This is a genomic window from Bacillus sp. 5B6, from assembly GCF_000259405.1.
GTDB classification, from domain to species: domain Bacteria; phylum Bacillota; class Bacilli; order Bacillales; family Bacillaceae; genus Bacillus; species Bacillus velezensis.
The window spans coordinates 3,699,504-3,726,373 of the sequence record NZ_AJST01000001.1 but is presented as its reverse complement, the minus strand read 5'-3'; the positions used below and the strand labels follow the sequence as shown (position 1 = coordinate 3,726,373).

28 protein-coding genes are annotated in these 26,870 nt (G+C 45.5%); 23 read left to right on the top strand and 5 right to left on the bottom strand.

What is annotated here, in order from left to right; translation table 11 throughout:
- The first annotated feature begins 101 nt into the window (after positions 1 to 101).
- The 9 genes from rnpA to MY7_RS17870 all read left to right on the top strand — a co-directional run bounded on the left by rnpA (position 102) and on the right by MY7_RS17870 (position 9,182).
- Positions 102 to 452 carry a ribonuclease P protein component gene (rnpA, locus tag MY7_RS17910; RefSeq protein WP_004392944.1) on the top strand — a complete coding sequence of 117 codons (351 nt, stop codon included), beginning with the start codon at positions 102 to 104 and terminating at the stop codon, positions 450 to 452.
- 160 nt (positions 453 to 612) lie between these two features.
- A complete protein-coding gene (gene spoIIIJ / locus MY7_RS17905; protein WP_007409906.1) occupies positions 613 to 1,362 on the top strand; it encodes a YidC family membrane integrase SpoIIIJ in 750 nt (249 codons plus the stop codon).
- Positions 1,359 to 2,000 (top strand): RNA-binding cell elongation regulator Jag/EloR, encoded by a 642-nt coding sequence (gene jag / locus MY7_RS17900; RefSeq protein WP_007615095.1) that lies wholly within the window; start codon positions 1,359 to 1,361, stop codon positions 1,998 to 2,000. The genes spoIIIJ and jag overlap by 4 nt, the downstream gene beginning before the upstream one ends.
- Before the next feature lie 289 nt (positions 2,001 to 2,289).
- The gene (gene mnmE / locus MY7_RS17895) at positions 2,290 to 3,669 is read left to right on the top strand and encodes a tRNA uridine-5-carboxymethylaminomethyl(34) synthesis GTPase MnmE (protein WP_007615094.1); all 1,380 of its coding nucleotides are present in this window, start codon (positions 2,290 to 2,292) and stop codon (positions 3,667 to 3,669) included.
- 16 nt (positions 3,670 to 3,685) lie between these two features.
- The gene (mnmG, locus tag MY7_RS17890; protein WP_007615086.1) at positions 3,686 to 5,572 is read left to right on the top strand and encodes a tRNA uridine-5-carboxymethylaminomethyl(34) synthesis enzyme MnmG; all 1,887 of its coding nucleotides are present in this window, start codon (positions 3,686 to 3,688) and stop codon (positions 5,570 to 5,572) included.
- 13 nt (positions 5,573 to 5,585) lie between these two features.
- Positions 5,586 to 6,305: a 16S rRNA (guanine(527)-N(7))-methyltransferase RsmG gene (gene rsmG, locus MY7_RS17885; RefSeq protein ID WP_007409901.1), complete on the top strand. Its 720-nt coding sequence runs from the start codon at positions 5,586 to 5,588 to the stop codon at positions 6,303 to 6,305.
- Positions 6,306 to 6,426: 121 nt separating this feature from the next.
- Positions 6,427 to 7,278 (top strand): nucleoid occlusion protein, encoded by an 852-nt coding sequence (gene noc, locus MY7_RS17880; protein ID WP_007615083.1) that lies wholly within the window; start codon positions 6,427 to 6,429, stop codon positions 7,276 to 7,278.
- A gap of 298 nt (positions 7,279 to 7,576) precedes the next feature.
- The gene (gene soj, locus MY7_RS17875; protein ID WP_007409899.1) at positions 7,577 to 8,338 is read left to right on the top strand and encodes a sporulation initiation inhibitor protein Soj; all 762 of its coding nucleotides are present in this window, start codon (positions 7,577 to 7,579) and stop codon (positions 8,336 to 8,338) included.
- Positions 8,331 to 9,182, top strand: a complete 852-nt coding sequence (locus MY7_RS17870) for a ParB/RepB/Spo0J family partition protein (RefSeq protein WP_007615081.1) — start codon at positions 8,331 to 8,333, stop codon at positions 9,180 to 9,182. Before soj ends, MY7_RS17870 begins: the two co-directional genes overlap by 8 nt.
- 29 nt (positions 9,183 to 9,211) lie before the next feature.
- Here MY7_RS17870 and yyaC read toward each other — a convergent pair whose 3' ends face one another.
- Together yyaC and MY7_RS17860 are read right to left on the bottom strand one after the other, a co-directional pair.
- On the bottom strand, positions 9,212 to 9,826 hold the full coding sequence (yyaC, locus tag MY7_RS17865; RefSeq protein WP_007615080.1) for a spore protease YyaC: 615 nt from the start codon (positions 9,824 to 9,826) through the stop codon (positions 9,212 to 9,214).
- Between the two features lie 174 nt (positions 9,827 to 10,000).
- On the bottom strand, positions 10,001 to 10,504 hold the full coding sequence (locus MY7_RS17860) for a GNAT family N-acetyltransferase (RefSeq protein WP_007615078.1): 504 nt from the start codon (positions 10,502 to 10,504) through the stop codon (positions 10,001 to 10,003).
- 143 nt (positions 10,505 to 10,647) lie between these two features.
- Between MY7_RS17860 and MY7_RS17855 the strand changes: the two genes are divergently transcribed.
- The 12 genes from MY7_RS17855 to MY7_RS17800 all read left to right on the top strand — a co-directional run bounded on the left by MY7_RS17855 (position 10,648) and on the right by MY7_RS17800 (position 19,998).
- The gene (locus MY7_RS17855; RefSeq protein WP_088005468.1) at positions 10,648 to 11,673 is read left to right on the top strand and encodes a YkvI family membrane protein; all 1,026 of its coding nucleotides are present in this window, start codon (positions 10,648 to 10,650) and stop codon (positions 11,671 to 11,673) included.
- A gap of 85 nt (positions 11,674 to 11,758) precedes the next feature.
- Positions 11,759 to 11,965, top strand: coding sequence for a DUF951 domain-containing protein (locus MY7_RS17850; protein ID WP_007615075.1), 207 nt, complete (start codon positions 11,759 to 11,761; stop codon positions 11,963 to 11,965).
- A gap of 46 nt (positions 11,966 to 12,011) precedes the next feature.
- Positions 12,012 to 14,015: a molybdopterin-dependent oxidoreductase gene (locus MY7_RS17845; RefSeq protein WP_007615074.1), complete on the top strand. Its 2,004-nt coding sequence runs from the start codon at positions 12,012 to 12,014 to the stop codon at positions 14,013 to 14,015.
- Between the two features lie 126 nt (positions 14,016 to 14,141).
- A complete protein-coding gene (gene ychF, locus MY7_RS17840) occupies positions 14,142 to 15,242 on the top strand; it encodes a redox-regulated ATPase YchF (protein WP_004392975.1) in 1,101 nt (366 codons plus the stop codon).
- 111 nt (positions 15,243 to 15,353) lie between these two features.
- Positions 15,354 to 15,641, top strand: coding sequence for a 30S ribosomal protein S6 (gene rpsF / locus MY7_RS17835; RefSeq protein WP_004392977.1), 288 nt, complete (start codon positions 15,354 to 15,356; stop codon positions 15,639 to 15,641).
- Positions 15,642 to 15,680: 39 nt separating this feature from the next.
- A complete protein-coding gene (gene ssbA, locus MY7_RS17830; protein ID WP_007615071.1) occupies positions 15,681 to 16,199 on the top strand; it encodes a single-stranded DNA-binding protein SsbA in 519 nt (172 codons plus the stop codon).
- Between the two features lie 43 nt (positions 16,200 to 16,242).
- Entirely contained in the window at positions 16,243 to 16,482 is a 240-nt protein-coding gene (gene rpsR, locus MY7_RS17825; protein WP_029325793.1) for a 30S ribosomal protein S18, read from the top strand.
- A gap of 188 nt (positions 16,483 to 16,670) precedes the next feature.
- Complete coding sequence (locus MY7_RS17820; RefSeq protein ID WP_007615067.1) at positions 16,671 to 17,252, top strand: bifunctional transcriptional activator/DNA repair enzyme AdaA; 582 nt, start codon at positions 16,671 to 16,673, stop codon at positions 17,250 to 17,252.
- Positions 17,249 to 17,806, top strand: a complete 558-nt coding sequence (locus tag MY7_RS17815; RefSeq protein WP_007615065.1) for a methylated-DNA--[protein]-cysteine S-methyltransferase — start codon at positions 17,249 to 17,251, stop codon at positions 17,804 to 17,806. Before MY7_RS17820 ends, MY7_RS17815 begins: the two co-directional genes overlap by 4 nt.
- Positions 17,803 to 18,561, top strand: coding sequence for an exodeoxyribonuclease III (xth, locus tag MY7_RS17810; protein WP_007615064.1), 759 nt, complete (start codon positions 17,803 to 17,805; stop codon positions 18,559 to 18,561). The genes MY7_RS17815 and xth overlap by 4 nt, the downstream gene beginning before the upstream one ends.
- 62 nt (positions 18,562 to 18,623) lie before the next feature.
- On the top strand, positions 18,624 to 19,562 hold the full coding sequence (locus MY7_RS17805) for a LacI family DNA-binding transcriptional regulator (protein ID WP_029325792.1): 939 nt from the start codon (positions 18,624 to 18,626) through the stop codon (positions 19,560 to 19,562).
- Positions 19,563 to 19,617: 55 nt separating this feature from the next.
- Positions 19,618 to 19,998 (top strand): VOC family protein, encoded by a 381-nt coding sequence (locus MY7_RS17800; RefSeq protein ID WP_007615062.1) that lies wholly within the window; start codon positions 19,618 to 19,620, stop codon positions 19,996 to 19,998.
- A 31-nt stretch (positions 19,999 to 20,029) separates the two neighbouring features.
- Here the strand turns inward: MY7_RS17800 and MY7_RS17795 are convergent, their stop codons facing one another.
- Positions 20,030 to 21,361, bottom strand: a complete 1,332-nt coding sequence (locus tag MY7_RS17795) for an MFS transporter (RefSeq protein ID WP_007615061.1) — start codon at positions 21,359 to 21,361, stop codon at positions 20,030 to 20,032.
- 214 nt (positions 21,362 to 21,575) lie between these two features.
- On the opposite strand from MY7_RS17795, the gene MY7_RS17790 reads away from it, so the two are divergent.
- Positions 21,576 to 22,472, top strand: a complete 897-nt coding sequence (locus MY7_RS17790; protein ID WP_029325791.1) for a CPBP family intramembrane glutamic endopeptidase — start codon at positions 21,576 to 21,578, stop codon at positions 22,470 to 22,472.
- Here MY7_RS17790 and MY7_RS17785 read toward each other — a convergent pair.
- Positions 22,469 to 24,538, bottom strand: a complete 2,070-nt coding sequence (locus MY7_RS17785; RefSeq protein WP_007615048.1) for a thioredoxin domain-containing protein — start codon at positions 24,536 to 24,538, stop codon at positions 22,469 to 22,471. The two genes, MY7_RS17790 and MY7_RS17785, sit on opposite strands and share 4 nt — an antisense overlap.
- A gap of 209 nt (positions 24,539 to 24,747) precedes the next feature.
- Here MY7_RS17785 and MY7_RS17780 point away from each other — a divergent pair, with 209 nt between their 5' ends.
- Entirely contained in the window at positions 24,748 to 25,707 is a 960-nt protein-coding gene (locus MY7_RS17780) for a patatin-like phospholipase family protein (protein WP_007615045.1), read from the top strand.
- A gap of 237 nt (positions 25,708 to 25,944) precedes the next feature.
- Here the strand turns inward: MY7_RS17780 and MY7_RS17775 are convergent, their stop codons facing one another.
- Entirely contained in the window at positions 25,945 to 26,856 is a 912-nt protein-coding gene (locus MY7_RS17775; RefSeq protein ID WP_007615042.1) for a DMT family transporter, read from the bottom strand.
- Positions 26,857 to 26,870 lie beyond the last annotated feature (14 nt).

The following is a 26,870-nucleotide window of genomic DNA, read 5'->3' as shown; positions in this document are numbered from 1 at the left end:
TGCGTCGCCCGGTACTGGAGAAATTTCTTCAGTATTCCGGCGGCCCGTTTTTTTTAGATAGAAATAAAAGTTTCTGCGAGTGAATATCGGAGTGAATTAAAGTGAAGAAGCGAAATCGGTTAAAGAAAAATGAAGATTTTCAAAAAGTGTTTAAACGCGGAACGTCTATGGCAAACCGCCAGTTCGTGCTGTATACGCTTGATCAGCCGAAACAGGAAGAGCTCCGGGTAGGGCTTTCTGTCAGTAAAAAAATCGGCAATGCCGTCGTGCGTAATCGGGTGAAGCGGTTAATCAGACAGGCTGTTCAGGAGGAAAAAGAGCTGCTCAAGCCGAAAGATTTTATTATTATCGCAAGAAAACCCGCCGGCGACCTCAGTTTTGAAGAAACGAAAAAGAGTCTGCAGCACTTATTCAGAAAAACCTCATTATATAAGAAATCTTCGTCAAAATAGCTCATATTTTGTTTTCTTCACGTTTTTAAAAGCGCTTCCTTTTATTTGGCGAAAAATGAACGCCATTTGAAACTGAAAGATGCTAAAATACATACAAGGTTCATAAAGATTGGTATAGGAGGAAACGTTCTTGAAAAGGAGAATATGGTTACTACTGAGTATGGTCGGTATGCTCGTGCTGCTGGCCGGGTGCTCGAGTGTGAAAGAGCCGATTACGGCGAATAGTCCGCATTTCTGGGACAAATATGTTGTGTATCCATTGTCAGAAGTTATTACGTACGTAGCGAAACTGACGGGCGATAACTATGGTTTATCGATCATCATCGTTACGATTTTAATTCGTCTGCTGATTCTGCCGCTGATGATCAAGCAGCTTCGAAGCTCAAAAGCGATGCAGGCGCTGCAGCCTGAAATGCAGAAGCTCAGAGAAAAATACAGCTCTAAAGATCAAAAAACGCAGCAGAAGCTTCAGCAGGAAACGATGGCCCTGTTTTCAAAGCACGGGGTGAACCCGCTGGCGGGATGTTTCCCGATCCTGATTCAAATGCCAATTTTGATCGGATTCTACCACGCCATTATGCGTACGCAAGCCATTTCACAGCACAGCTTTTTATGGTTTGACCTAGGAGAGAAGGATCCTTACTATATTCTTCCTATCGTTGCCGGTGTGGCCACTTTTGTCCAACAGAAGCTGATGATGGCCGGAAATCCGACTCAGAATCCTCAAATGGCAATGATGGTATGGATTATGCCGATCATGATCATCGTATTTGCGATCAACTTCCCGAGCGCGCTTTCTCTGTATTGGGTAGTCGGAAACCTGTTTATGATTGCTCAGACATTCCTTATTAAAGGACCTGACATTAAACACGATCCGGAAACGCAGAAAGCGGGAGGAAAGAAAAAGTGAAGAAGGTGACTGCTGCGGGACGGAATGTCGAAGAAGCAGTTCAATCAGGCCTTCAGGAACTTCAACTGACGAAAGATCAAGTAGAAATAACGGTGGTGCAAGAAGAATATAAAGGGTTTTTGGGTATTTTCGGGAAAAAGAATGCGATCGTAGAACTGGAAGAGAAAAGAAATCCTGTTCAGGAAGCGAAAACGTATTTGGAAGAAATCATCCATTCCATTGCCGGGCCTTCTGAGATTGTTACGGAAGAAAACAAGAAAACAGTCTGTTTTCACATTAAAGGTGAAAAAGCGGCGCTGCTTATTGGCAAAAGAGGACAAACACTCAATGCCCTGGAAACATTGACGCAGCTTGTTTTGAACCGCGGCTCCGGCCAGTATCGCCAAGCCGTTGTCGACGCTGAGAATTATCGGCGGAAAAGAAGAGAAATTCTGGATCAGCTGGCAAACAGGCTGGCCAAACAAGTGTCGAAAACGAAAAAAGATGTGCATTTAGAACCGATGCCGTCAGGTGAAAGAAAAATCATCCATGACGCGCTGTCAAAGCATCCAAATATCAAAACTTTTTCTACCGGTGAAGGCCGGTACCGCCATCTCGTTATTTCCCATAAAGATAGCAGAAAACCGAAGTCCGGGTAAAATCGGAACTTCGGTTTTTTTATTGGTAAAAATGGCTCTATTCCTAAGCAGAATCGCATTTTTTGCGTTTAAGTTTTTTCTTTTTCGGTCTATGCTGTTGATAAAAAAGGCTTTAGGAAATAAAATTAATTGTTATTCACATGTGGATAAGTTAAAGTAATAAGGGATGAATTTCTGCCTTTGTGGATAACGTATCTTCCACTTCAAACCAAACTATGTTATCTTTTAATTTTGGCGTAAATAAAATTTTTTATATAGATGGAAACAGAGATAAAGAGAGGTGAACAGCATGGATACAATTGCAGCGATTTCAACTCCGATGGGTGAAGGCGCGATCGCGATCGTTCGGCTGAGCGGCCCGGAAGCCGTAGAGATCGCCGACAAAATGTACAAGGGTCCGAAAGGCAAAACGCTCAGTTCGGCAGAATCGCATACCATTCATTACGGGCATATCGCGGATAGCACGACGGGACGGATTATTGAGGAAGTCATGGTGTCTGTTTTAAGAGCGCCCAGAACATTCACAAGGGAAGATGTCATTGAAATCAACTGTCACGGGGGTATTGTGACGGTTAATCAGGTGCTCCAGCTTGCTTTAAGAGAAGGTGCGAGACTGGCAGAACCCGGTGAGTTTACGAAGCGCGCATTTTTAAACGGACGGATTGACCTATCACAGGCGGAAGCGGTGATGGATCTGATCAGGGCCAAAACGGACCGTGCCATGAATGTCGCCATGAACCAGATGGAAGGACGGCTTTCCGCGCTTGTCCGCCGTCTGCGTGATGAGTTGTTAGAAACACTTGCCCATGTTGAGGTTAATATAGATTATCCGGAATATGATGACGTCGAAGAAATGACGCATCAGCTTTTAGTGGAGAAGGCAAGCGGCGTGAAGAAAGAAATCGAGGCGCTGCTCCGTACGTCTGAGCAGGGGAAAATTTTGCGTGAGGGACTGTCTACCGTGATCATCGGCCGTCCGAACGTCGGAAAATCCTCTCTGCTTAACAGCCTTGTCCATGAAACGAAGGCGATCGTAACCGATATTCCGGGAACGACGCGTGATGTGATTGAGGAATATGTCAACGTGCGAGGCGTGCCGCTTCGGCTTGTTGATACCGCGGGAATCCGTGAGACAGAAGACATCGTTGAAAGAATCGGTGTGGAACGGTCACGGCAGGTTCTGAAGGAAGCGGATCTCATTTTGCTTGTGCTTAACCACAGCGAAGAGCTTTCTGAAGAAGATGTGAAATTGTTTGAAGCGGTTGAGGGAATGGACGTCATTGTCATTATGAATAAGACGGACCTTGAGGCTAAGATTGACGCTGAGCGCGTCAAGGAACTGGCGAAAGGCCGGCCTGTCGTCACGACCTCATTGCTGAAAGAAGAAGGCATTCAAGATTTAGAGGAAGCGATTCAGTCGCTATTTTATACAGGAGCGATCGAAAGCGGAGATCTCACCTATGTCAGCAACACCCGTCATATCTCGATTCTGCATCAGGCAAAGCAAGCGATTGATGATGCGCTGAACGGAATTGAACAGGATGTTCCGATTGATATGGTCCAAATTGATTTGACAAGGTGCTGGGAACTGCTGGGCGAAATCATCGGTGATGCCGTCCACGAAAGCTTAATTGATCAGCTCTTTTCACAATTTTGTTTAGGTAAATAAAAGGGAGGAAAAAAACATGGGGTATGAAGCAGGCCAATACGACGTGATTGTCATCGGCGCCGGGCATGCCGGTGTTGAGGCTGCCCTCGCATCCGCGCGCCAGGGAGCCAAAACGCTTGTTTTGACGATTAATCTTGATATGGTTGCGTTTATGCCATGTAATCCGTCTGTCGGCGGCCCCGCGAAAGGGATTGTCGTCCGCGAAATTGACGCGCTCGGCGGAGAAATGGCTAGAAATATAGATAAAACTCATATTCAAATGAGAATGCTGAATACAGGAAAAGGTCCGGCCGTACGGGCGCTGCGTGCGCAGGCGGATAAATTCCAATATCAGCACGAAATGAAGCATACACTGGAAAAAACACCGAATTTGACACTTCTTCAAGGGATTGCAGAGCGTTTAATCATTGAAGACGGAGAGTGCCGCGGTGTCATTACGCAAACCGGTGCTGAATACAAGGCAAAAACGGTCGTGCTGACAACAGGAACGTATTTAAGAGGGCGGATCATTCTCGGTGATTTGTCTTACTCAAGCGGCCCGAATAACCAGCAGCCGTCTATTAAACTTTCTGAGCACTTAGAGGAGCTCGGTTTTGATCTCGTCCGTTTTAAAACGGGCACGCCTCCTCGTGTCTCAAGCGATTCCATTGATTACAGCAAAACAGAAATCCAGCCGGGGGACCCGGTTCCGCGCGCTTTCTCATATGAAACGGTTGAATACATTACCGATCAGCTGCCTTGCTGGCTGACTTACACGAGTCCTGAGACTCATGAGATCATCGACAGCAACCTGCATCGTTCGCCAATGTATTCCGGTATGATTAAAGGAACGGGACCGAGATACTGCCCTTCGATTGAAGATAAAGTCGTTCGGTTTAATGATAAACCGCGTCATCAGATTTTCCTTGAGCCGGAAGGCAGAAATACGCAGGAAGTATACGTTCAAGGTTTATCCACGAGTCTTCCTGAGGACGTGCAGCAGCGGATGCTGGCGACCATTCCGGGACTGGAAAAGGTGCAGATGATGAGAGCCGGATACGCGATTGAGTATGACGCGATTGTACCGACGCAGCTCTGGCCCACACTGGAGACGAAAAAAATCCCTAACCTGTACACAGCCGGTCAAATTAACGGTACATCAGGTTATGAGGAAGCAGCCGGGCAAGGAATTATGGCAGGGATCAACGCAGGCCGCAAAGCGCTTGGAAAAGAAGAAGTGATCCTCAGCCGTTCCGATGCCTATATCGGTGTATTGATTGATGATTTGGTAACGAAAGGAACCAATGAACCGTACCGTCTGCTGACTTCACGGGCGGAATACAGACTGCTGCTCCGTCACGACAACGCGGATCTTCGTCTGACGGAAATCGGCCACGATATCGGCTTAATTTCTGATGAGCGCTATGAAGCGTTTGAGAAGAAAAAAGCGGCGATCGAGGCAGAGAAAAAACGTCTCTGGTCTGTTATTATCAAGCCGTCTCCTGAGAATCAGGAATATATCCGTTCACTCGGCGGAAGCGAGCTGAAAGACGGAGTGCGCGGCACAGATTTAATGAAACGTCCGGAAATGAACTATGAAACAGTGACAAAACTTGCGCCTGCAGATTCTCCGGTTCCGCAAGATGTGGCGGAACAAGTGGAAATTCAGGTGAAATATGAAGGATATATCGAAAAATCCTTGCAGCAAGTGGAAAAGCTGAAGAAAATGGAAAACAAAAAAATCCCTGATCGGATTGATTATGACGCCATTAAAGGAATTGCTACTGAAGCCCGTCAAAAGCTGAAAGAAGTGCGTCCTTTATCAGTTGCTCAAGCGTCCCGTATTTCCGGCGTCAATCCGGCAGACATTTCAATCCTGCTGGTATACCTGGAGCAGGGCCGTATTGCCAAGGTAGCTGAATAGAAAGGATGACGGCATGAATATAGAGGAATTTACATCCAGTTTAGCGGAGAAAGGGATTTCCCTTTCTGACCGCCAGCTGGAGCAATTCGAGTTGTATTACCGGATGCTCGTGGAATGGAACGAAAAAATGAATCTGACATCCATCACTGAGAAAAAGGAAGTTTATCTCAAGCATTTTTATGATTCGATAACGGCGGCATTTTATATTGATTTTGAAAAGGTCACCACTCTTTGTGATGTCGGCGCCGGCGCCGGTTTTCCAAGCCTGCCCATCAAAATCTGCTTCCCGCATCTGCATGTCACCATCGTCGATTCACTGAATAAGCGGATTACGTTTTTGGAAACTCTCTCTGATGCTTTACAATTAGAGCATACGACATTTGTCCATGACAGAGCGGAGACATTCGGACAGCGGAAAGACGTCCGGGAAAGCTTCGATCTCGTGACGGCCCGTGCGGTGGCGCGTCTGTCGGTCCTGAGTGAGCTTTGTCTGCCGCTGGCCAAGAAAAACGGCGTATTTGCGGCACTAAAAGCAGCAGCAGCTGATGAAGAGCTGAAAGCGGGGCAAAAGGCGATTAAAGTATTGGGAGGAGAGCTTGAACAAGTTCATTCCTTTACACTTCCTGTTGAAGAAAGTGAACGGAACATTATGATCATTCGCAAGACGAAAAGCACTCCGAAAAAATATCCGAGAAAACCGGGTACTCCAAATAAATCGCCAATTGAAGGGTAATTTAGACAGCCTGATGTGACAATTCCATCATATTTTCTGCAAAATTGATGAAGATACAGCAGGAAAAACCATGAGAAAATAGAATTATAAAAATGGCAGTTTTTAAAGGTGGTGTAGGTACATGAAGCATTCATTCTCTCGTTTCTTCGGGTTTGGTGAGAAGGAAGAGGAACCGGAGATAGCTGAGCATGATACAAACAAAGAAGAGATACTCGAAATACCGGTACATGCTATCGTTCCCAACCGTTTTCAGCCACGCACCATTTTCTCAGATGAAAAAATCAAAGAGTTAGCAATGACTATCCATACACACGGCATCATTCAGCCGATTGTTGTCAGACATACAGAAGATGAAGGACAATATGAGCTCATTGCGGGTGAAAGGCGCTGGAGAGCGGTACAGACGCTTGAATGGGAGAAGATTCCCGCAATTATTAAAGATTTTTCTGATACGGAAACAGCATCTGTCGCTTTGATTGAAAACCTGCAAAGGGAAGAATTGTCCTCCATTGAGGAAGCTCATGCGTACGCAAGGCTGTTAGAACTTCATGATTTAACACAGGAAGCCTTGGCGCAGCGCTTAGGAAAAGGCCAGTCAACGATTGCGAACAAGCTCCGATTGTTAAAGCTCCCGGAACCCGTCCAGGATGCGATTATGGAGAAAAAAATTACGGAACGTCATGCAAGAGCACTGATTCCGCTCAAACAGCCGGAGCTTCAGGTCACATTGCTTGCGGAAATCATTGAGAAAAGCTTAAACGTCAAGCAGACGGAAGACAGAGTGGTGAAAATGCTTGAACAGAATAAGCAGAAACCAAAGCCGAGACGCAAAGCGTTCAGCAGGGATACAAGAATTGCGATGAATACGATTCGTCAGTCACTGTCCATGGTAGAAGACAGCGGCGTCAGACTGAATACTGAAGAAGAAGAATTCGAAGAGTACATCCAGCTTACCATTCGGATACCTAAATAAAAACTCTCCTGATCAGCAGGGGAGTTTTTATTTTAATCAAAAAACTATTTTGAGATAATGATAGATTTATTGTGCACTATACATTATATATGTAAAATTTTATCTTTTTATGTCGTGAATTGTCTTTTTACAGTCAAAAAAGTCACTTTATCGGAGAACTTATATTAGAAAGTGTCTTTTTCGTTTACATTTTTTTCACTTGCTGATAAACAAATTATGAAAAAAATAAAACGCTTTACTCTTTTTTTGATAAGATAGAAACAAGACAGTACATGTTCATGTGAAGGTAGGTGACATCGTGGGGAAAATCATAGCAATTACGAACCAAAAAGGCGGAGTCGGGAAGACGACGACTTCTGTTAATCTGGGGGCTTGCTTGGCTTACATAGGTAAAAGGGTTCTTCTTGTTGATATTGATCCGCAGGGCAATGCAACGAGCGGATTAGGGATTGAAAAAGCCGATGTGGATCATTGTGTGTACGACATTTTAGTAGATGATGCAGATGTTACAGATATTATTAAACCGACTTCAGTAGAGAACTTAGATGTCATTCCGGCCACGATCCAGCTTGCGGGAGCGGAAATCGAATTGGTTCCGACGATCTCACGGGAGGTCAGGCTGAAAAGAGCATTAGAATCTGTGAAACAAAATTACGATTACATGATTATTGATTGTCCTCCGTCTCTCGGGTTATTAACGATTAATGCGCTTACCGCTTCAGATTCAGTCGTTATCCCGGTTCAGTGCGAATACTACGCTCTTGAAGGATTGAGTCAATTATTAAATACAGTTCGGCTTGTGCAAAAACATTTAAATACCGACTTAATGATAGAAGGAGTGCTTCTGACGATGCTTGATGCCAGAACGAATCTCGGCATTCAAGTGATAGAAGAGGTAAAGAAATACTTTAGAGATAAAGTGTATCAAACCATTATCCCTCGCAATGTCCGTTTAAGTGAGGCGCCGAGTCACGGCAAGCCGATCATATTATACGATCCGCGTTCGAGAGGTGCGGAAGTATATTTAGATTTAGCAAAGGAAGTGGCAGCGAATGGCTAAAGGCGGGCTCGGAAAAGGGATTAACGCGTTGTTTAATCAGGTTGATTTGTCTGAAGAGACAGTGGAAGAGATTAAAATCAGTGATTTACGTCCCAATCCTTATCAGCCAAGAAAACAATTTGACGATGAGTCATTAGCTGAACTGAAGGAATCCATCATTCAGCATGGCATTCTTCAGCCCATTATCGTGAGAAAATCATTGAAGGGCTATGATATTGTAGCCGGCGAACGCCGTTACCGCGCCGCAAAACTTGCCGGTAAAGAGACAGTGCCGGCTATCGTGCGGGATTTATCTGAATCGCTGATGCGGGAAATCGCTCTTTTGGAAAACCTTCAGCGTGAAGACTTATCACCGCTTGAAGAAGCTCTGGCATATGACTCACTGCTGAAGCATTTGGATTTAACCCAGGAACAGCTCGCTAAACGGCTCGGGAAAAGCAGGCCTCATATTGCCAACCATTTAAGACTGCTGACGCTGCCGGAAAGCATCCAGAACCTCATTGCAGAAGGTACGTTATCCATGGGACACGGCAGAACCTTGCTTGGTCTTAAAAATAAAACCAAGCTTGAACCGCTTGTGAAGAAAGTGGTTGAAGAACAGCTGAACGTCCGTCAGCTTGAGCAGCTGATTCAGCAGTTAAACAGCAATGTTCCACGTGAAACAAAGAAAAAAGAACCTGTTCAAGATGTTGTGTTAAAAGAGCGGGAATCGTATTTGCAAAATTACTTCGGAACAACAGTAAATATTAAGAGACAAAAGAAAAAAGGGAAGATTGAGATTGAGTTTTTCTCAAATGAAGATCTTGAACGTATCCTGGAACTATTGTCTGAAAGAGAAGCGTAAAAACCATCTTTTTATAAAAAGATGGTTTTTTATATACGTCTTGTCAGCTTATGAAACGGACTGAGCCGTTCCTGCCGGCCTTCTGATTTATCTGTCAGCTGTAACCCCTCTGCTAAAACATTTGCCATGCTCATAACAAGATGAAGCCTCGTATTCTGCAGGACAAAATACTCCATAAACCCGCTGACATTGACGATTCCATTGATATGGACGTCACCGATTTCAGGAAGGTCTTTTTGAACACCTGCTCCGGGCTTCAGCGGCCCATCGCCGATTTGAAATGACCCTACGCTTTTGACGCGGCCTAAACAAGCATCAACCGCTATAATAAACGGATTTTTATGTAGTTGTTGAATATCTTTCAGCTTGTCTTTCATATTGACGGCGTGAACAGGATCTGACAGCGTGCCGTAAACGTGCAATCTGCCTAAATTCATTTTTTCTAACTTTGTTCCTACGAGCGGACCTAATGAATCTCCGGTCGACCGATCTGTACCGATACACACGGTGACTAACGGTCTGCCGGCTGCTTTACGTAAAGATGAAGTAAGGATCGCTTGTATTTGATTCGCAGCAGAAGAATCCGTATGAGAAACATATTGTTTTGCCCGTTCTTGAGAAAAAAGCCCGCCTTTTCGATTCATAAGGTTCACTTCCTTGTCATGTCATACGAGTAATACATTATTGTTTTTGGTGTTGTATGGTTGTTTACAGTATATCCAGCGCTGCCTTTTTTTATGCTTATGTCATGATGAGCATGCCGGTTGTTTGAAAAGAGCGGGATAGAAAAAAGAACTCAGAGCAGTTATTCTCTAAGTTCATGAAAGAAATAAGACCATTTGATCTACGTCGACATATTGCTGATGATCTAATTTCAGCGCTCTTTTTTCTGCAGAGAAGAGGATAAATCCTAACTGAGCGTAGAGTTTTTTTGCGGGTTCATTTGTTGAAGTAACAGAGAGATGGAGCTGTTCTGTGTCTTTCATCTTTTTTGCCCGGCTGATGGCTTCCGTCAATAAAGCTTTTCCCGCGCCTGACCCTCGGTGTTTGGGGGAAATATACATAGAACCGATAACCGCAATGTGTCTTAGTTTAAACAGCGGATGCTTGGAGATCTTGAGGATTCCTATCAGTCTGTCTTGTTCAAAGGCGCCAAGCACGATGGCATTGTCGGCTTCAAGCCTGGCTTTGAATTTTTCGGACGGCCATTCTTTCTCCTCCTCATAGCTGACGGCGAATGCGTCGGGGTGATCTTTTAAAGCTTTGAGCCTGATATCGGAGTAAGGCTGGGTATCACTTGCGGTTAAACGCCTGATGTACATGATTTGAGCTCCTTATATAAATAAAATTTTCTGAATAGTTAATCGTCGTTATCATACCATATTTGTCCCATTTGTATGAATGTTTGCCGCTGTCACTCAATATAGTAGCAATATGCGGAGATGATCAGAAATTTTATGAGGTGATGAGGGTGTGGAGAGCCGGGATGAAGTGGATGCTGCTCATATTAAGCAGCCAGATTGGGGCTGGATATGCAAGCGGGCAGGAAATATGGCAGTTCTTCGGTGTCGAAAGCGGACTGGCTATTGTATTGTTTACAGTCATGTTTACGATTTCAGCTTATATTGTGTTGAAGATCAGCTATCGGGTTCAATCAACGCACTTTTTACCTGTGCTTGAGCATCTGATGGGGCCGGCTCTTGCTAAAGTCTATGATGTGCTTATTATGTTTTATTTGTTTTCAATGACGATGGTTATGATTGCCGGCGGCGGTGTGACGCTGCAAATGTACAAGCTGCCGTTTTGGATCGGTATTTTTCTTCTTTGCATTGTGACCGTCGGTTTATTCTTTTGGGATATAAAAGGAATATTATCTCTGAATAGTATTTTGATACCGATTCTTGTAGCGGGACTGTTATATGCATTGGTCTTTTTTCAGACAACCCATCATTACACGTGGACGATAGATTTGACCCGCCAGTATAATTGGCCGGCAAGCATTACCTTCACGTCCTTAAACATCCTTTCTGTTGTCGCTGTTCTTTCTTCAATCGGGAAAGATATGAAGGGACTGGGAGAAGCGAAAATCGCAAGCGTTGCAAGCGGACTGATTTTCGGTATGATTTCATTTGTTTACAATGAAACGCTTGTACAGCTTTCAGGCAGTCTTACACAATATGAGATTCCTCTTTTCGCCGTTCTTGAAGGCGCTCCTTATCCGTTATTTCTTTGTATGGCCGCCGTGCTTTTTTTAGCCATCTATACGACAACCGTGACCGGTCTGTTCGGGCTGTCCAGCCGCATGCTTGCATTTGTGAAATTGCCGAGATGGACGCTCGTATCTCTTCTTTTAGCTGTGATGGTGCCTTTTACGACAATCGGTTTTTCAGATTTGATCGCGATTTTATATCCCATTTACGGGCTTTTAAGTCTTTATTTGTTGGTATGTCTTCTTCTTTACCCTATTTTAGGGAGATGGAAAAAAGTATAACGCTCATTTTGAGTGCGGCCGTTGCTCTTATCCTGTCTTTTTTTGTACAATAAATAAAGCAGTCTATGGAGAGAGGTGAAGGGTCTTGGCGGATAAAGACTTTGGCCTGAATGATATTGTTGAAATGAAGAAACCGCATCCTTGCGGTGAAAACAGGTGGAAAATCATTCGGATGGGAATGGATATTCGGATCAAATGCATGGGTTGTTCCCACAGTGTCATGATTCCGAGAAGAGATTTTGAGAGAAAGCTGAAAAAAGTACTCGTCAAGCATGAGGAGCCTACATCATAAGGGCTGGCGCTCATGCTTTTTCATATAGAGGAGAGGAAGAGGCCCGATGAGCAAAGTGCATCAGTCAGCGTGCCCGCTGAATTGCTGGGACAGCTGCGGCTTTTTGGTGACAGTTGAGGATGGAAAAGTGACGAAAGTAGACGGAGACCCGAATCATCCCATTACAGAAGGGAAAATTTGCGGCCGTGGCAGAATGCTGGAGACGAAAACGAATGCGCCGGAACGGCTTCGTTTTCCTTTAAAAAAGAAAGACGGCGAATTTGTCCGCATTTCCTGGGAGCAGGCGTTAGATGAAATTGCTGAAAAAATGGCGGTGATTAAGGAGACGTTGGGCACTGCCGCAGTGCTGCACAGTCATGATTACGCCAATAACGGTCTTTTGAAGGCGCTCGACCAGCGTTTTTTCAATGGATACGGCGGTGTGACGGAGATTGCGGGCAGCATTTGCTGGGGTTCCGGCATTGAAGCGCAGCGCTGGGATTTCGGGCGTTCTTACGGGCATGGACCGCTTGATATTTATCACAGCAAGCATGTGATCGTATGGGGCAGAAACGTGTCCCGGACGAATATGCACCTCTATCATCATCTGCAGCAGGTGAAGAAAAAAGGAGCGACACTGACGGTCATTGATCCTATTTTTAACCCGACTGCAAAGCTTGCCGATCGGTATATATCCGTCAAACCCGGCATGGATGGCTGGTTTGCGGCGGGTGTTTTAAAAATATTATGCCAAACCGGCAGAACCGATTCTGATTTCATTCAAAGGCATTCGGTCGGTTTTGAAGAAATAGAAAAGCTTCTGCAGACGATTTCTTTTGAGGAGATCGTTGAGAAAACAGAAACGTCTTTAGAAGTGCTTAAATATCTTGCTGATTTATATGCTGACGGTCCCGCCTCCACTTTTATGGGTCTTGGGATGCAGAGATATAAAAACGGGGGCGGGACGATACGGTGGATTGACGCTTTAGCTGCGGCGAGCGGAAATGTAGGTATCAAAGGCGGCGGCGCAAACTTCGGAAATGTGCAAGTCGGTGAAAGCTTTGCAAAGGCCGAGCTCACCCGTCCTGATCTGAAGAAAAGTTCGAGAACGTTTTCGATGATGACTCAAGCCGAAGAGGCGCTGAATGCAGCCGATCCGCCGATTGAGATGATCATCGTGACGTGCGGCAATCCGCTGACACAGGTGCCGAATACAAAAAAAGTGAAGGAAGCGTTTGAAAAAACATCGGTCACAGTGGCCATTGATTCGGTCATGACCGATACGGCGAAGCTCTGTGACTATGTGCTGCCGACGGCCGTTGTTTTCGAAGAGGAAGATATTTATTATTCCAGCATGTATCATCACTATGTTCAATATGGCAAGAAGCTTGCGGAACCGCAGGGAGAGGCAAAATCAGACCGCTGGATCTGGACGGAGCTCGCAAAGCGTCTCGGATTCGGGGAGCTCTTTGATTACAGTACGGAAGATTTCTTAAAAATGGGGCTCTCTTCTTTGGAGAAAGAAGGAATCACCCTTGAGCAATTAAAGGAAAAAGGACATATGCCGCTTCCGGTCAAACAGGTTCCGTGGAGTGATTTTCAATTTTTAACTCCGAGCGGAAAATTTGAATTCGTCTCGTCACTGGCAGAAGAGAAAGGATACAGCGGCCTCCCTCAATTGGAAGTGCCGGAGGAGTCTGTTTATCATGACGCCGGACTGGCCGGGAAATATCCGTATACGCTGCTGTCCATTCACCCGCAGCGCTCCAATCATTCACAGCACGTGCCGTTTATTGAAAAGCTTCAGCAGATTCAGGTGGATCTATCGCCGGATATCGCCGAGGAGCTTTCACTTCAAGACGGAGATACGGCAGAGGTATACAATGACCGCGGCCGTCTGCGCGGCAGGGTGAAAATCATGAAGCAGGCTCACCCGAAGACGGTGAATATAGATGAAGGCATGTGGGCGGCATTCGGAGGCTCCGTCAACATGCTCACAAAGGATTCAAATTCCGATAATGGAATGGGAAGTACGCTTTTTGACTGTCTGGTAGCGGTTAAAAAAGGATAATCTAAGGAGAGAGAGGGCGGGAAATGCTTTTTTCTCAGCTTGTCTTTTCCTATGAACCTCCTTATAATTGCTCTAGGTTTACAATACGTTTATACGATGATGGTTTGATATAGAGGAGATGAAAGAATGGCTTTAACTGCTGGAATTGTTGGTTTGCCGAATGTCGGAAAATCGACGTTATTTAATGCAATTACCCAGGCTGGTGCCGAATCAGCCAACTACCCGTTCTGTACAATTGACCCGAACGTGGGGATCGTGGAAGTGCCGGATGAACGTCTGCAAAAGCTGACTGAATTGGTGAATCCGAAAAAAACGGTGCCGACTGCGTTTGAATTCACTGATATCGCGGGGATCGTAAAAGGCGCATCTAAAGGTGAAGGACTCGGAAATAAGTTTCTTTCTCATATCCGTCAGGTAGATGCGATCTGCCACGTTGTACGCGCATTCGCTGATGACAATATTACGCACGTGTCAGGAAAAGTCGATCCGATTGACGATATTGAAACGATCAATCTTGAATTGATTCTTGCCGACATGGAGACAGTCGAAAAACGCATCACGCGTGTAAGCAAGCTTGCTAAGCAAAAAGACAAAGAAGCGGTTTTTGAATTTGACATTCTGTCTAAATTAAAAGAAGCTTTCGAACAAGAAAAGCCTGCCCGTTCCGTTGAATTTACGGAAGAACAGCAAAAGCTTGTGAAGCAGCTTCATTTGCTTACGTCAAAACCCGTGCTTTATGTGGCAAATGTAAGCGAGGATGAAGTGGCTGATCCTTCAGATAATGAATATGTTGCGAAAATCCGGGAGTACGCCGCGGGTGAAAACGCCGAAGTTATTGTCGTCTGCGCGAAAATTGAGTCTGAAATTGCTGAATTGGAAGGCGAAGAAAAGCAAATGTTCCTTGAGGAGCTCGGCATTGAAGAGTCAGGTCTTGATCAGCTGATTAAAGCGTCATACTCTCTTCTCGGCCTTGCGACATACTTTACGGCGGGCGAACAGGAAGTGCGCGCATGGACATTCAGAAAAGGCATGAAAGCTCCTGAGTGTGCGGGTATCATCCACACTGACTTTGAACGCGGCTTTATCCGCGCTGAAACGGTTGCTTATGAAGACCTTTTGGCAGGCGGCGGAATGTCCGGAGCGAAAGAAGCCGGAAAAGTGCGTCTGGAAGGTAAAGAATATGTAGTCCAAGACGGAGATGTCATTCATTTCCGATTTAATGTATAGGACACAGTTGTAAAGGGACAAGAGCTTTGGTATAATATAAACTTGTGAGTAATAGAATTATTGCTCCTTGCCCATTATAGGGCCGCTTAGACCAAAAGGAGGTGCAAACAGATGAAAAAGTACGAAGTTATGTACATTATCCGTCCGAACATTGACGAAGAGTCAAAGAAGGCAGTTATCGAGCGTTTCAACAACGTATTAACTTCTAACGGAGCGGAGATCACTGGAACAAAAGATTGGGGTAAACGTCGTCTTGCTTACGAAATCAACGATTTCCGTGACGGTTTCTACCAAATCTTAAACGTTCAGTCTGAAGCTGCAGCGGTTGCTGAATTCGACCGTTTAGCTAAGATCAGTGACGATATCATTCGCCACATCGTTGTTAAAGAAGAAGAATAAGCAATTTGAAATATATAATGTTAAAAGGTGGTCTTTCATATGCTTAACCGAGTTGTATTAGTCGGAAGACTGACAAAAGACCCAGAGCTTCGTTATACGCCAAGCGGTGCGGCTGTCGCCACGTTTACTCTTGCTGTGAATCGTACATTCACGAACCAGTCCGGAGAACGTGAAGCCGATTTCATTAATTGTGTCACTTGGAGAAGACAAGCCGAAAACGTTGCAAACTTTCTTAAAAAAGGAAGCCTTGCCGGCGTAGACGGCCGACTCCAGACAAGAAATTATGAAAACCAGCAGGGACAGCGTGTCTTCGTGACAGAAGTCCAAGCTGAAAGTGTTCAATTTCTTGAGCCTAAAAACAACGGCGGTTCTGGATCAGGCGGATACAACGAAGGAAACAGCGGCGGAGGCCAATACTTTGGCGGAGGCCAAAATGATAATCCGTTCGGCGGAAATCAGAACAACCAGAGACGAAATCAAGGGAACAGCTTTAATGATGATCCATTTGCCAACGACGGCAAGCCGATTGACATCTCGGATGATGATCTTCCGTTCTAATAGATTATCGCTATATTCATAACGAGAAAGGTGGGAAATGACAATGGCAGGAGGACGCAGAGGCGGTCGTGCGAAACGCCGTAAGGTTTGTTACTTCACTTCTAACGGCATTACGCACATCGATTACAAAGATGTAGATCTTCTTAGAAAGTTTGTTTCTGAGCGTGGTAAAATCTTACCTCGCCGTGTAACTGGAACACATGCGAAATACCAACGTAAATTGACTATCGCGATCAAACGCGCACGTCAAATGGCTTTACTTCCATACGTAACTGGCGAGTAAGCCGAAAGAAAAGAGCAAGAGCCTGCGGGCTCCTGCTCTTTTTTTATATCAGTCCCCCTCCATCCTGCCGAAATGTTTCACATGAAACATGGAAGAGCTTCTTACACCTTTGTTATCTTGCTCCTCTATTCAAAAACGCGTACTTATACAATGAATTTGTTTATACTGAAAAACAGGGGGTGGCTGAGATGGAGACAGACAGAAATATCCTGACTGATGAAAAGTGGAGCGCAATCATACGTAATGATGCTTCTTATGACGGAGTATTTTATTATGCAGTAAAAACGACGGGGATTTTCTGCCGGCCTTCTTGTAAATCGAGAGTTCCGAATAAAGAAAACGTACTGGTGTTTGATACAGCTGATGCAGCGCTCGATAAACATTTTCGTCCCTGTAAAAGGTGTCGGCCGAACGGTCTTCGTCTTCCTGATGAAGAATGGATTGCTCAAATCATTGAATACATTGAACGCCATTATCACGAATCCCTGACTCTGAGTGTACTGGCCGAAATGTGTCACGGCAGCCCCTATCATTTACAGCGGACATTTAAAAAAATCAGGGGAATATCCCCGATTGAGTATATACAGAAAATAAGATTGTCGAAGGCGGAACACCTTTTAAAGCATACTGATATGACAGTCATGGAGATCGCTCTGACTGTCGGAATTCCAAACACAGCGCATTTCGCGACTCTTTTTAAAAAGAGAACCGGGAGTTCGCCCACAGAATACCGAAAAACCGTCAAAATGGGACAGGGAGGTTCAATATGAGTAAAGAGCCTATGATCTATTGGACACTCTTCACACGGAATGATTGGAGCCTTTATACAGCCGCCACATCTAAGGGGCTTTGCTTTATAGGCTCAAATTATGGAAGCTTTGAAGAGTTTGAGCAGTGGGCAAAAAAATCACTGCCGCAATACCGATTGGCACGTGATGATGAAAAGCTGGCGCCTTATACGGCAGAGCTGTCCGAGTACATTGAAAATGGCAGATCAGCTTTTTCAGTGCCGGTGGATCTTTACGGGACAGAATTTCAGCTTGCTGTATGGAAAGCGCTTATGGACATACCGTACGGCGAGACATACTCCTATTCGGATATAGCAGAAATGATTCAGAAACCGGCAGCTATAAGAGCCGTGGGCGCAGCGATTGGAAAAAATCCGGTATTGATTACGGTTCCGTGCCATCGCGTCATCGGAAAAAACGGGAAACTGACCGGATTCAGAGGCGGTTTAGAAATGAAAAAGCAGCTGCTGGCGTTAGAGGGCGGAAACATTGAAACACTGGAATACCGGCTGAGCCGGACAGGAGGGATCACATGAAACTGATTTCTTGGAATGTAAACGGCTTGCGTGCCGTGATGAAAAAGATAGATATCAATACTTACGTTCAGGAAACGGAAGCCGATATTCTATGTCTGCAAGAAACAAAAGTACAGGACGGACAAGTATCATTACAGCCTGAAGGATATCACGCCTATTGGAACTATGCGGTGAAAAAAGGCTACTCAGGCACGGCTGTTTTTTCGAAAGAAAAGCCGCTGCACGTGTTCTATGGACTGGGGATTGACGATCATGATCAAGAAGGACGGGTGATCACGCTTGAATTTGAGAACGTGTTTGTCGTCAACTGTTACACGCCGAATGCCAAACGCGGATTAGAGCGAATTGATTACCGTCTTCAATGGGAAGCCGATTTTAAGGATTATCTGCAGAAGCTTGACCGGAAGAAGCCCGTGATCTTATGCGGCGATCTGAATGTCGCACACAGGGAGATAGACTTAAAAAATCCGAAAGCCAACCGGAAGAACGCCGGTTTCTCGGAGCAGGAGCGGGAAGCGTTCAGCGCCCTGCTGAACGCGGGATTTACCGACACATTCCGCTATTTATATCCTGATCGGGAAGGCGCCTATTCCTGGTGGTCTTACAGGACGAACGCACGTGAGAAAAACATCGGCTGGCGGCTTGATTACGTCATTGTTTCAGACAGACTGAAGCCGCGGATCAACCAAGCGGCCATTTGTGCCGATATCATGGGTTCTGACCATTGCCCTGTTGAAATGACAGTGGATTTATGATGAGATAGCAGTAAGAGAAATCCACTCTTGCTGCTTTTTTATCACCGAAAATGGAGGAGCACATGGCAAATATAAAAGAGATTGCGAAACTGGCAAATGTGTCGGTGGCTACCGTATCACGCGTATTAAACCGACACCCATACGTATCTGAGGAGAAAAGGCGTCTTGTGAATCAAGTGATGAAGGAACTGGATTATACCCCTAATCGAACCGCCATTGATCTGATTCGCGGAAAGACCAATACAATCGGCGTGATTTTGCCGTACAGCGACCATCCCTGCTTTGACAAAATTGTAAACGGTATCACGAAGGAAGCGTTTGCCCATGATTACGTGACAACCCTTTTCCCCACCAACTATGACCCCGCTATAGAGATGACCTATTTCGAACTGCTGAAAATGAAAAAGATTGACGGACTGATTGTCACGTCCCGCGCGAATGAATGGGAAACCGCCGTGCCTTACCTGGAATACGGTCCCATTGTCGCTTGTGAATATACACAGCATCAAGAGATTCCCTGCGCTTATAATGACAGGCAGGCAGCATACAGAGAAAGCTTTTTGTATTTGAAAAACCGGGGGCATCAGGACGTTGCTTTTACATGTGTGCGGGAAGCGGAAAAAAGCCCGAGTACGGCCGACAAGGTAACCGCATATAAGGCGGTTTTCGGCTCTCTTGATGAAACCCGCATTCTGGTCGGATGCCATGATATGGACGACGGAAAGAGGGCGGGTGAGCACTTCTGGGGTTTCGACAAGGCGCCGACGGCCATCTATGCCCACAGTGATGATGTGGCTGCCGGCTTGTACCAGTTTGCGAAAGAACAGAAATGGGACGCGGAGATCATCGGCGAGGGAAATCTGAGCGTCAGCCGGGCATTGAATATTCCATCCCTGGAACTTCATTTGGAACGGGTCGGAAAGGAAGCATTTTTATTGTTTTTTCACGAAGAAACGGCTAAAAAACAAATTATGCATCAATTTCAGCGGAAAAATTCTTGAGCTGAAATGGGTTTCATGCTTTATAAATAGATTGAGAAAAAAAGGAGGCGGACATATGCGAATTGAACATGCGGCCATATGGGTGAAAGATTTAGAACGGATGAAAGAATTTTATGAGAAATACTTCGGCGCCAAGGCCAATGACCTTTATCATAATGAGAAAAAAGATTTCAAATCGTATTTTCTGACATTTGACTCCGGATGCAGGCTGGAACTTATGAAAAAAGGCGGCATTGTTGAAGCTCCGGCACAGAATATGACCGGATGGGCGCATCTCGCATTTTCTACAGGCAGCAAGGAGCGGGTGAATGAATTGACGGAGACGTTTAAAAACGATGGATTTCAGGTTGTAAGCGGCCCGCGCGTGACGGGTGACGGATATTATGAGAGCGTGATAGAGGATGGGGAAGGCAATTTGATAGAAATCACAGTGTAACAGTGCGGGTTCCCCCGCACTGTTTTATTGATTAAATTTGCTGTGCATTTGTTTTCGGACCGAAGAGGATTAACAAAACGGAACATAGAAGCCAGCAGCCGCCGATGAACAAAAAGACGCTGATGTAGCCGAGCTTAACGGCAATAAATCCGACGAGCAGGGAACCGAATATGTTGGAAAAACGGCCGAGCCCGTACGCCAGCCCGCTCCCTGCCGAGCGATATTCCGTAGGATACGGCTCCGATGTATATGCGTATAAGTTTGAGGTAAAGATCCGTTCCGTGACGTTAACGACAAATCCAAACACAATAATCATGACGGGAATAAACGTCATGCCGTATAACAGTCCGGCAATAGCAGTCAGAAAAGCGCTTGCGGCCAGAATCCATTTCCTTTGGAACGTCTCGGATATCATGGAACCGAGCAATGCGCCAAGCGGTGCGCCGACAGAGTGAAGCACATTGTACCACAGCGTTTTTTCCATGGTGATGCCGTTGCTTTTCAGCAGGCTGGGCACCCATGAAGCAAAGCCGTAAAAGCCAAAGGTTTCCAGAATCCATACCGCTGACAGGATGATGGTGATCTTTAAATTCCTGCCCTGAAACAGCCCTAAGTAGCCTGCGTGCTTCACTGTATGTACTTCTGCCGCCTCTTTTGGCGCGGGAAGCGGGCCTTTTTCTTTCTCTGCACGTGCTTCAAGACGGTTCATAATGGCGTTTGCCTGATCATATGCGCCCCGATTTTCGTGCCAGCGCGGCGATTCCTCAAGCCGGCGGATAAAAAAGAAATAAATGAGACCGGCCGCCCCCCATACGAATACGAGCCGCCACCCCCATGAGCCTAAAGGGATGACAAAAGCGGAAACAACGTTTGTGACGGGAACGCCGATCAGTCCGATCATGGCGCAAAGGGAGATGTATTTTCCCCGTACGGAGGATGGAAAAAATTCCGCTAAATAGCTGTTCGTCACAATCATGGCGGCCGCGACGCCGAGCCCGGTCAAGAACCGGAAAATCATTAAGGACGGAATATCCCATGCCAGCGCATTCAGAAAAGATGAGATCGAAAAGACAAGGACAAAACAATTCAGCGCTTTTTTCCTGCCGATCCGATCAGACAGCCTTCCGCCGATGGAGGCGCCTAAAAACATGCCCAGGAAGGATGCAGCCGTAATGTCGGCAATGGTGGACAGCTTCACGCCCCAATGCTCAATCAGCGCCGGAGCCACGTTGCTGAGCGTAAACAGATCAGCGAGATCAAAAAAATAGATGATTCCGAGAGCGGTTAATACTTGATAGTGCACACGTGAAATGGGGAGACGGTCTAATCGGTTCGCTACATTTGAGAATGTCTGATGTTTCATAAAAAACCCCCTGACTTTGCAATTGTGATCAGAAAATACTGTAAATTTATCTGACGAATACATTATAAAGGTCTTTTTTTGGCAAAAACAGAGTGTAAATAACCAGAGCCAAAGGAAACGGCATAGCGCTTTCTTCTTAAAATATATAACATTTCCTATATCTGATTTTGTTTATATTGTAAAATGTTGAAGGAAAGGAAGTTGATGCATAAATATGAATACGTTTGTACGGCCAGCAGAGGGAAGAAATAGCGTATCGAGATATCTCCTTTCTCTGTTGGTCATTGTGGGTTTGTTCTTTTTTGGAAGCATACTGACCGTGTTTTATATGTTTCTCACGTCCGCTTTCAATCCTTCACTGACGATAAATTGGGATGAGGCGGCATTAAGTGACCCGCTGGCGGATATTTATTTACAGCATATCGTCTATTTCATAGCGATCCCGGGCATTTGGATAGCGGTTCGTTTCATTATGAAACGGCGGTTTTTATCTATTATCACACCGAATCAGTCGCTGAACTGGAAGAGGATTTTCTTTGGATTCGGCACATATGTTGTGCTGATGTTTATCGCGGGGCTGATTGATTTTACAATTCATCCGGATCGTTTCATGCTTCAGGAATTCCATGCTTCACGTTTTCTGCTGCTGTTAGCGGCGGCCGTCTTATTGGTTCCGATTCAAACCTCTGCGGAGGAATTTCTCTTTCGCGGTTTTCTGCTTCAGTTCGCCGGAAAATTGACGGCAAATGCGGTGGTTCTGACGGTCATTATCGGCGGATTATTCGGCGCGCTTCATTTCGGAAATCCGGAGATGGAAAATGGAGCTTTCTGGGCGGGAATCGGATATGTCACCATCGGCATGATCTGGACCTTTATCACGATTAAAACGGGCAGTCTGGAGATGTCCCTTGGCGGTCACGCTGCCAATAATATGTTTTTATTTATCTTTCTCACAGAGGATCATTCGGTGTACGGCGGCATTCCGTCGATATTTACAACAGCAGCCGGCGGCTATGAAATATATGATTGCATATCGACTCTGGTGATCAATATCATCTTCGCATGGCTCGCGTTCCGTTTTGTGAAAAAAGAAAAGCAGCAGGCCGCCTAGGCTCTGCTGCTGATTTGTAAGGTGTTCATCGCTTCATCAATATCCGTCGTCGGCCTCCGGCAGGCGAAATTCTCGCAAATGTAGACCGTTGTCTTCCCATCGATCATTTGATAACCCGCGGCAAAGTCAGAAATGCCGGCAAGCTCTTCCGGATGTTCTGCGGCGAGAATCGTATAGGCGGGAGTGAAATGCTCCTGAAGCGCCTCAATGAAACGTTTTCTGTCCGGGTCATCTTTCCTTCCGAAAACAACGATTTCTTTTTGGGGCATTGTATGTGCCAGTACGCTTTGCATGAAGAAAGCGTTGCTGCTCGGATAGGCCTCTATTTCCCGTTTGAACACGGAAAACATCGCTTCGGCTTTTTCAATCAGTGATATGTCACCCGTCAGGCGGCCGAGACGAAGCAGCTGTACGGCAGCCGCGCTGTTTCCGGAAGGCACGGCCCCGTCATAAACCTCTTTTTCCCTGACAAGAAGGGTCTCAGCATCATTCCCCGTAAAGAAGAAACCTCCGTGCCGTTCATCCCAGAACAGCTCCAGCATGCTTGTACATAACGTTTTCGCTTTCTGCAGATAAGACGGATTAAAACCCGCTTCATACAGTTCAAGGTAAGCCCAGATGAGAAAAGCGTAATCATCGATAAACCCTTTGTTTTTCACTTCGCCCTCGCGATAGCGGACCATGACGCGCCCGTCCGGCATGAGGTGCCGTTCGAGAAAGCGGATCGCTGTTTCCGCCATGCTGAGAAAGTCAGGCTCGTGAAATACCTTTGCGGCTTTTGCCAGCCCGGCAATCATGAGCGCGTTCCATGAGGTCAGCACTTTGTCATCTGTATGCGGATAGCTTCTGTTTTCACGGGCCTCCAGCAATTTAGTTCTTGCCTCTTCAAGGCGTTCGGCCAGCTCATGTCCTGTGAGGCCGGTCCCTTCGAGGATGGCCTCACGCCGCGTGAAAATGAGGTGCGGGATGTTTTCGCCTTCAAAATTGCCTTGATCTGTGATGTTATACACCTTGCAGTAAAGCGGGCCGAGTTCATCACCGAGAAGGTTCATGATTTCTTTTTTGGACCATATGTAATATTTCCCCTCACGGCCTTCGGTATCAGCGTCTAAAGCTGAGAAAAAGCTGCCGTCTTCATGCATCATTTCCCGCTGAATAAACGTGACGATCTGCATCGCAATCTGTTTGTAGCGCTCATTACCCGTGACTTGGTAGGCTTCCGTATATGCGGTCAGGAGAAGGGCGTTGTCATACAGCATTTTCTCAAAATGCGGCACGAGCCATTCATTATCAGTCGAGTAGCGGGCAAAGCCGAACCCGATATGGTCAAAAATTCCGCCGTTCGCCATGCCGTCGAGTGTCTTGGTTACGCCGGCCAAAGCCTGTTCCTTGCCCGTATAGCTGTAGTAGCGAAGCAGAAACATGAGCATATGCGGCATCGGAAATTTCGGAGCTTGGCCGAACCCGCCGTACACCGTGTCAAACCCGCCGGCCAGCTGGCGATACGTGTCATGAACCGCCTGTTCGCCAAGCATGCCCTCAGCCGGGTGAACCTTGACTTCAAGATGAGCGGCGGCGTTTTCGGCGATATCCTCGACATGCTGCCGGTCATTCGCAAACGTTTCGGACAGATGTTCAAGCACATCGATAAAACCCGGACGGTTAAATTTGCTCGTCTTCGGAAAATACGTCCCCGCATAAAACGGCTTCTGATCTGGTGTGACGAACACGTTCAGCGGCCACCCGCCCTGCCCCGTCATCAGCTGGCAGATTCTCATATACACGGAATCCACATCAGGCCGCTCCTCACGATCAACCTTGATGGCTATGAATTTATCGTTTAACATACCGGCGATCTCTTCGTCCTCAAAGGACTCGTGAGCCATTACATGGCACCAATGACAAGTCGAATAGCCGATGCTGACAAGAACCGGCTTGTTTTCGCGTTTTGCTTTTTCAAAGGCTTCTTCTCCCCAAGGGTGCCAGTTTACGGGGTTGTGGGCGTGTTGGAGTAAGTACGGTGACTTCTCCGTGATTAAACTGTTGGCTATACCATTATTTGGCATCTAATCACCTTCTTTCACATCGTTTTCCTCATCCTTACTGTACCACAAGGATTGAATTTAATACTTCCATTGATAAGCGGTCCTAACATTAAAACCATAATATTAATCAATCGAACAACATTTAGCATAAGAGCATTCATCCATCCATACAAGAGACACGGGATAAACATATACTGAATGATAGATCAAATTAGAAAGGAGAAAACAATTTGGCAAAATATCGTATCATGACTTTTGATGGGGGCGGTACTTTAGGTGCTTTAAGTTTACAACTATTGAACAGACTGGCTAGGCAAAACCCAAAGTTAATAAGCCGAACCCATGTATTTTCAGGAACTTCAATCGGTTCATTCACGGCCCTTGCGTTAGCAAGCGGAAGATCACCGCAGGAGACATTCCAATATTTTAAGGAGAAAATCTTGCCCGCATTTAGTATTTCCCGGCCAGGAGGACCTGTTTTTAATCAGCAATTACCATATTCAGGTTTTATTAAAGCGGTACGAAACTTTTTCCCGGCAGATCTTCGTCTCAAAGATGTAAGAAAACGAATTGTTGTCCCTTCATTCAAATTATACTCTCCAAAACTGGATCGTTGGACGCCTGTATTATTTCACAACTTTCCCGGTTCTCCCTATTTAAATGAGAAAGTGAGTGATGTCATACTGCGGAGCAGCGCTGCTCCCGCGACGCAACGCGCCTATCAAAACTATGCGGACGGGTATGTAGTTTCAGCCAACCCTAGTACACCTAGTATCGCGTTTGCAGTGGGTAAAGCCAACGTACCGTTGGATGAAATTGCGGTATTATCCATTGGAACAGGTGAAGCCCCGACTCGGTTGAGAAGAGATACGAAGGGATGGGGAATGGTAAGTGCAGATAACATACGCCCTGAAAATCTGGAGAATCTTCCTCCGAATTGGGGAGTGCTTCTGGACCGAGCGCCCAACGAGCCTTTGCTACCATTCCTTTCAGTTGTCGGCAGCGGATTAGGTTACTATGAAACCATGGTCAGCTTTAATCTTCTGGGTGATCGCTTTTTCCGGTTAAATCCACGAATCCCAAGCTTATCCTTAACAGACCCTTCTGTGGTTCCAACTGTCATTGAAATTGCGAACAAAACTAACTTACAGCCTGCACTTCGATTTATAGAGAAGAACTGGAAAAAATAAATTTCATTTTAATGTTCTAACTTATTTTTTCTTAACTTACAACTTTTCTTAGAGAAAAGTATTTTCGAAATAAATACAGACAATGGGTGAATCTTGTGCTTTGATAAAAAATGTTGTTTTCAGTGTAATGGCACCAGCCTGTGATGAATTGATTTTTTCATCCGGGCCTTTTCATTTGGTACAAAATATGTGATCAATGGTAAGTCGAACGGCCATGCTGACAAGACTTCATCCACCTTATTGCTTTTTAGATAAGAAGTAAGGATTTAAAATCTTTATCATTTTATTTACTGTTAGATAAGTGAAACACACCCCGGCGACTGTAACCATCCCGCCTGTCAGTGCAATAAACGTGGGCACTTCACCTAACCACACCCAAGAAATGACCAAGGTTATGGCTGGTGTTAAATAAAGTGAAATGGTTGCTTCTGAAGCACCGACGAGTGAAGTTACATACGCAAGTGCAAAGTAAGGCACAACCGTTGGTAATAAGCCTAAGTAAACGATAGACAATGTTGAGTTCATTGAAGCGTTCAAAAACTCTTCCCCTAAGCCAGGCAAGAATACAAGCATAGGTACTGTCCCGCCCCAAATAGTGAATGTAACGAATGGAATAAATCCATATTTTTTTATATAGCGGGCTTGAAAAACGAAATAAATACTCTCCGAAAAAGCTGCCAGCAGGATTAACAAAATGCCGTTCACTGAATTTGTATAGTTTCCTGCCCCAAATGAAATGATCGACACACCCAATAAACTTATGATAGAGCCAATCCATTTATAAAGCCCAAAATGTTCACCAAAAAACAGACGAGATAACATTGCAGAAAAAATAGGTGTCATGGTCACGAGTAAGCTTGCTACCCCTGCACTGACTGTTTTTTCTCCGATATTCAGCAAAATGTGATATAGTGCAAAACCTAAAAATCCTAAAGATAAGATAGCAGGGATATCCTTCATGTCAGGTAAACGCATATGAGTCAAAACAGCAAAAACCAACAGTGCCATTGACCCAATCAACAAGCGAAACAAAGCGAGGTGTTCCGGTGTGTAACTCTCCAAACCCGCGCGAATTCCCGGGAAAGCTGATGCCCACAACCCAATCATCAGACTGTAAGATATGCCGATTCGAACTGTTTTCTTTCGCATCTTTCTCACTCCTC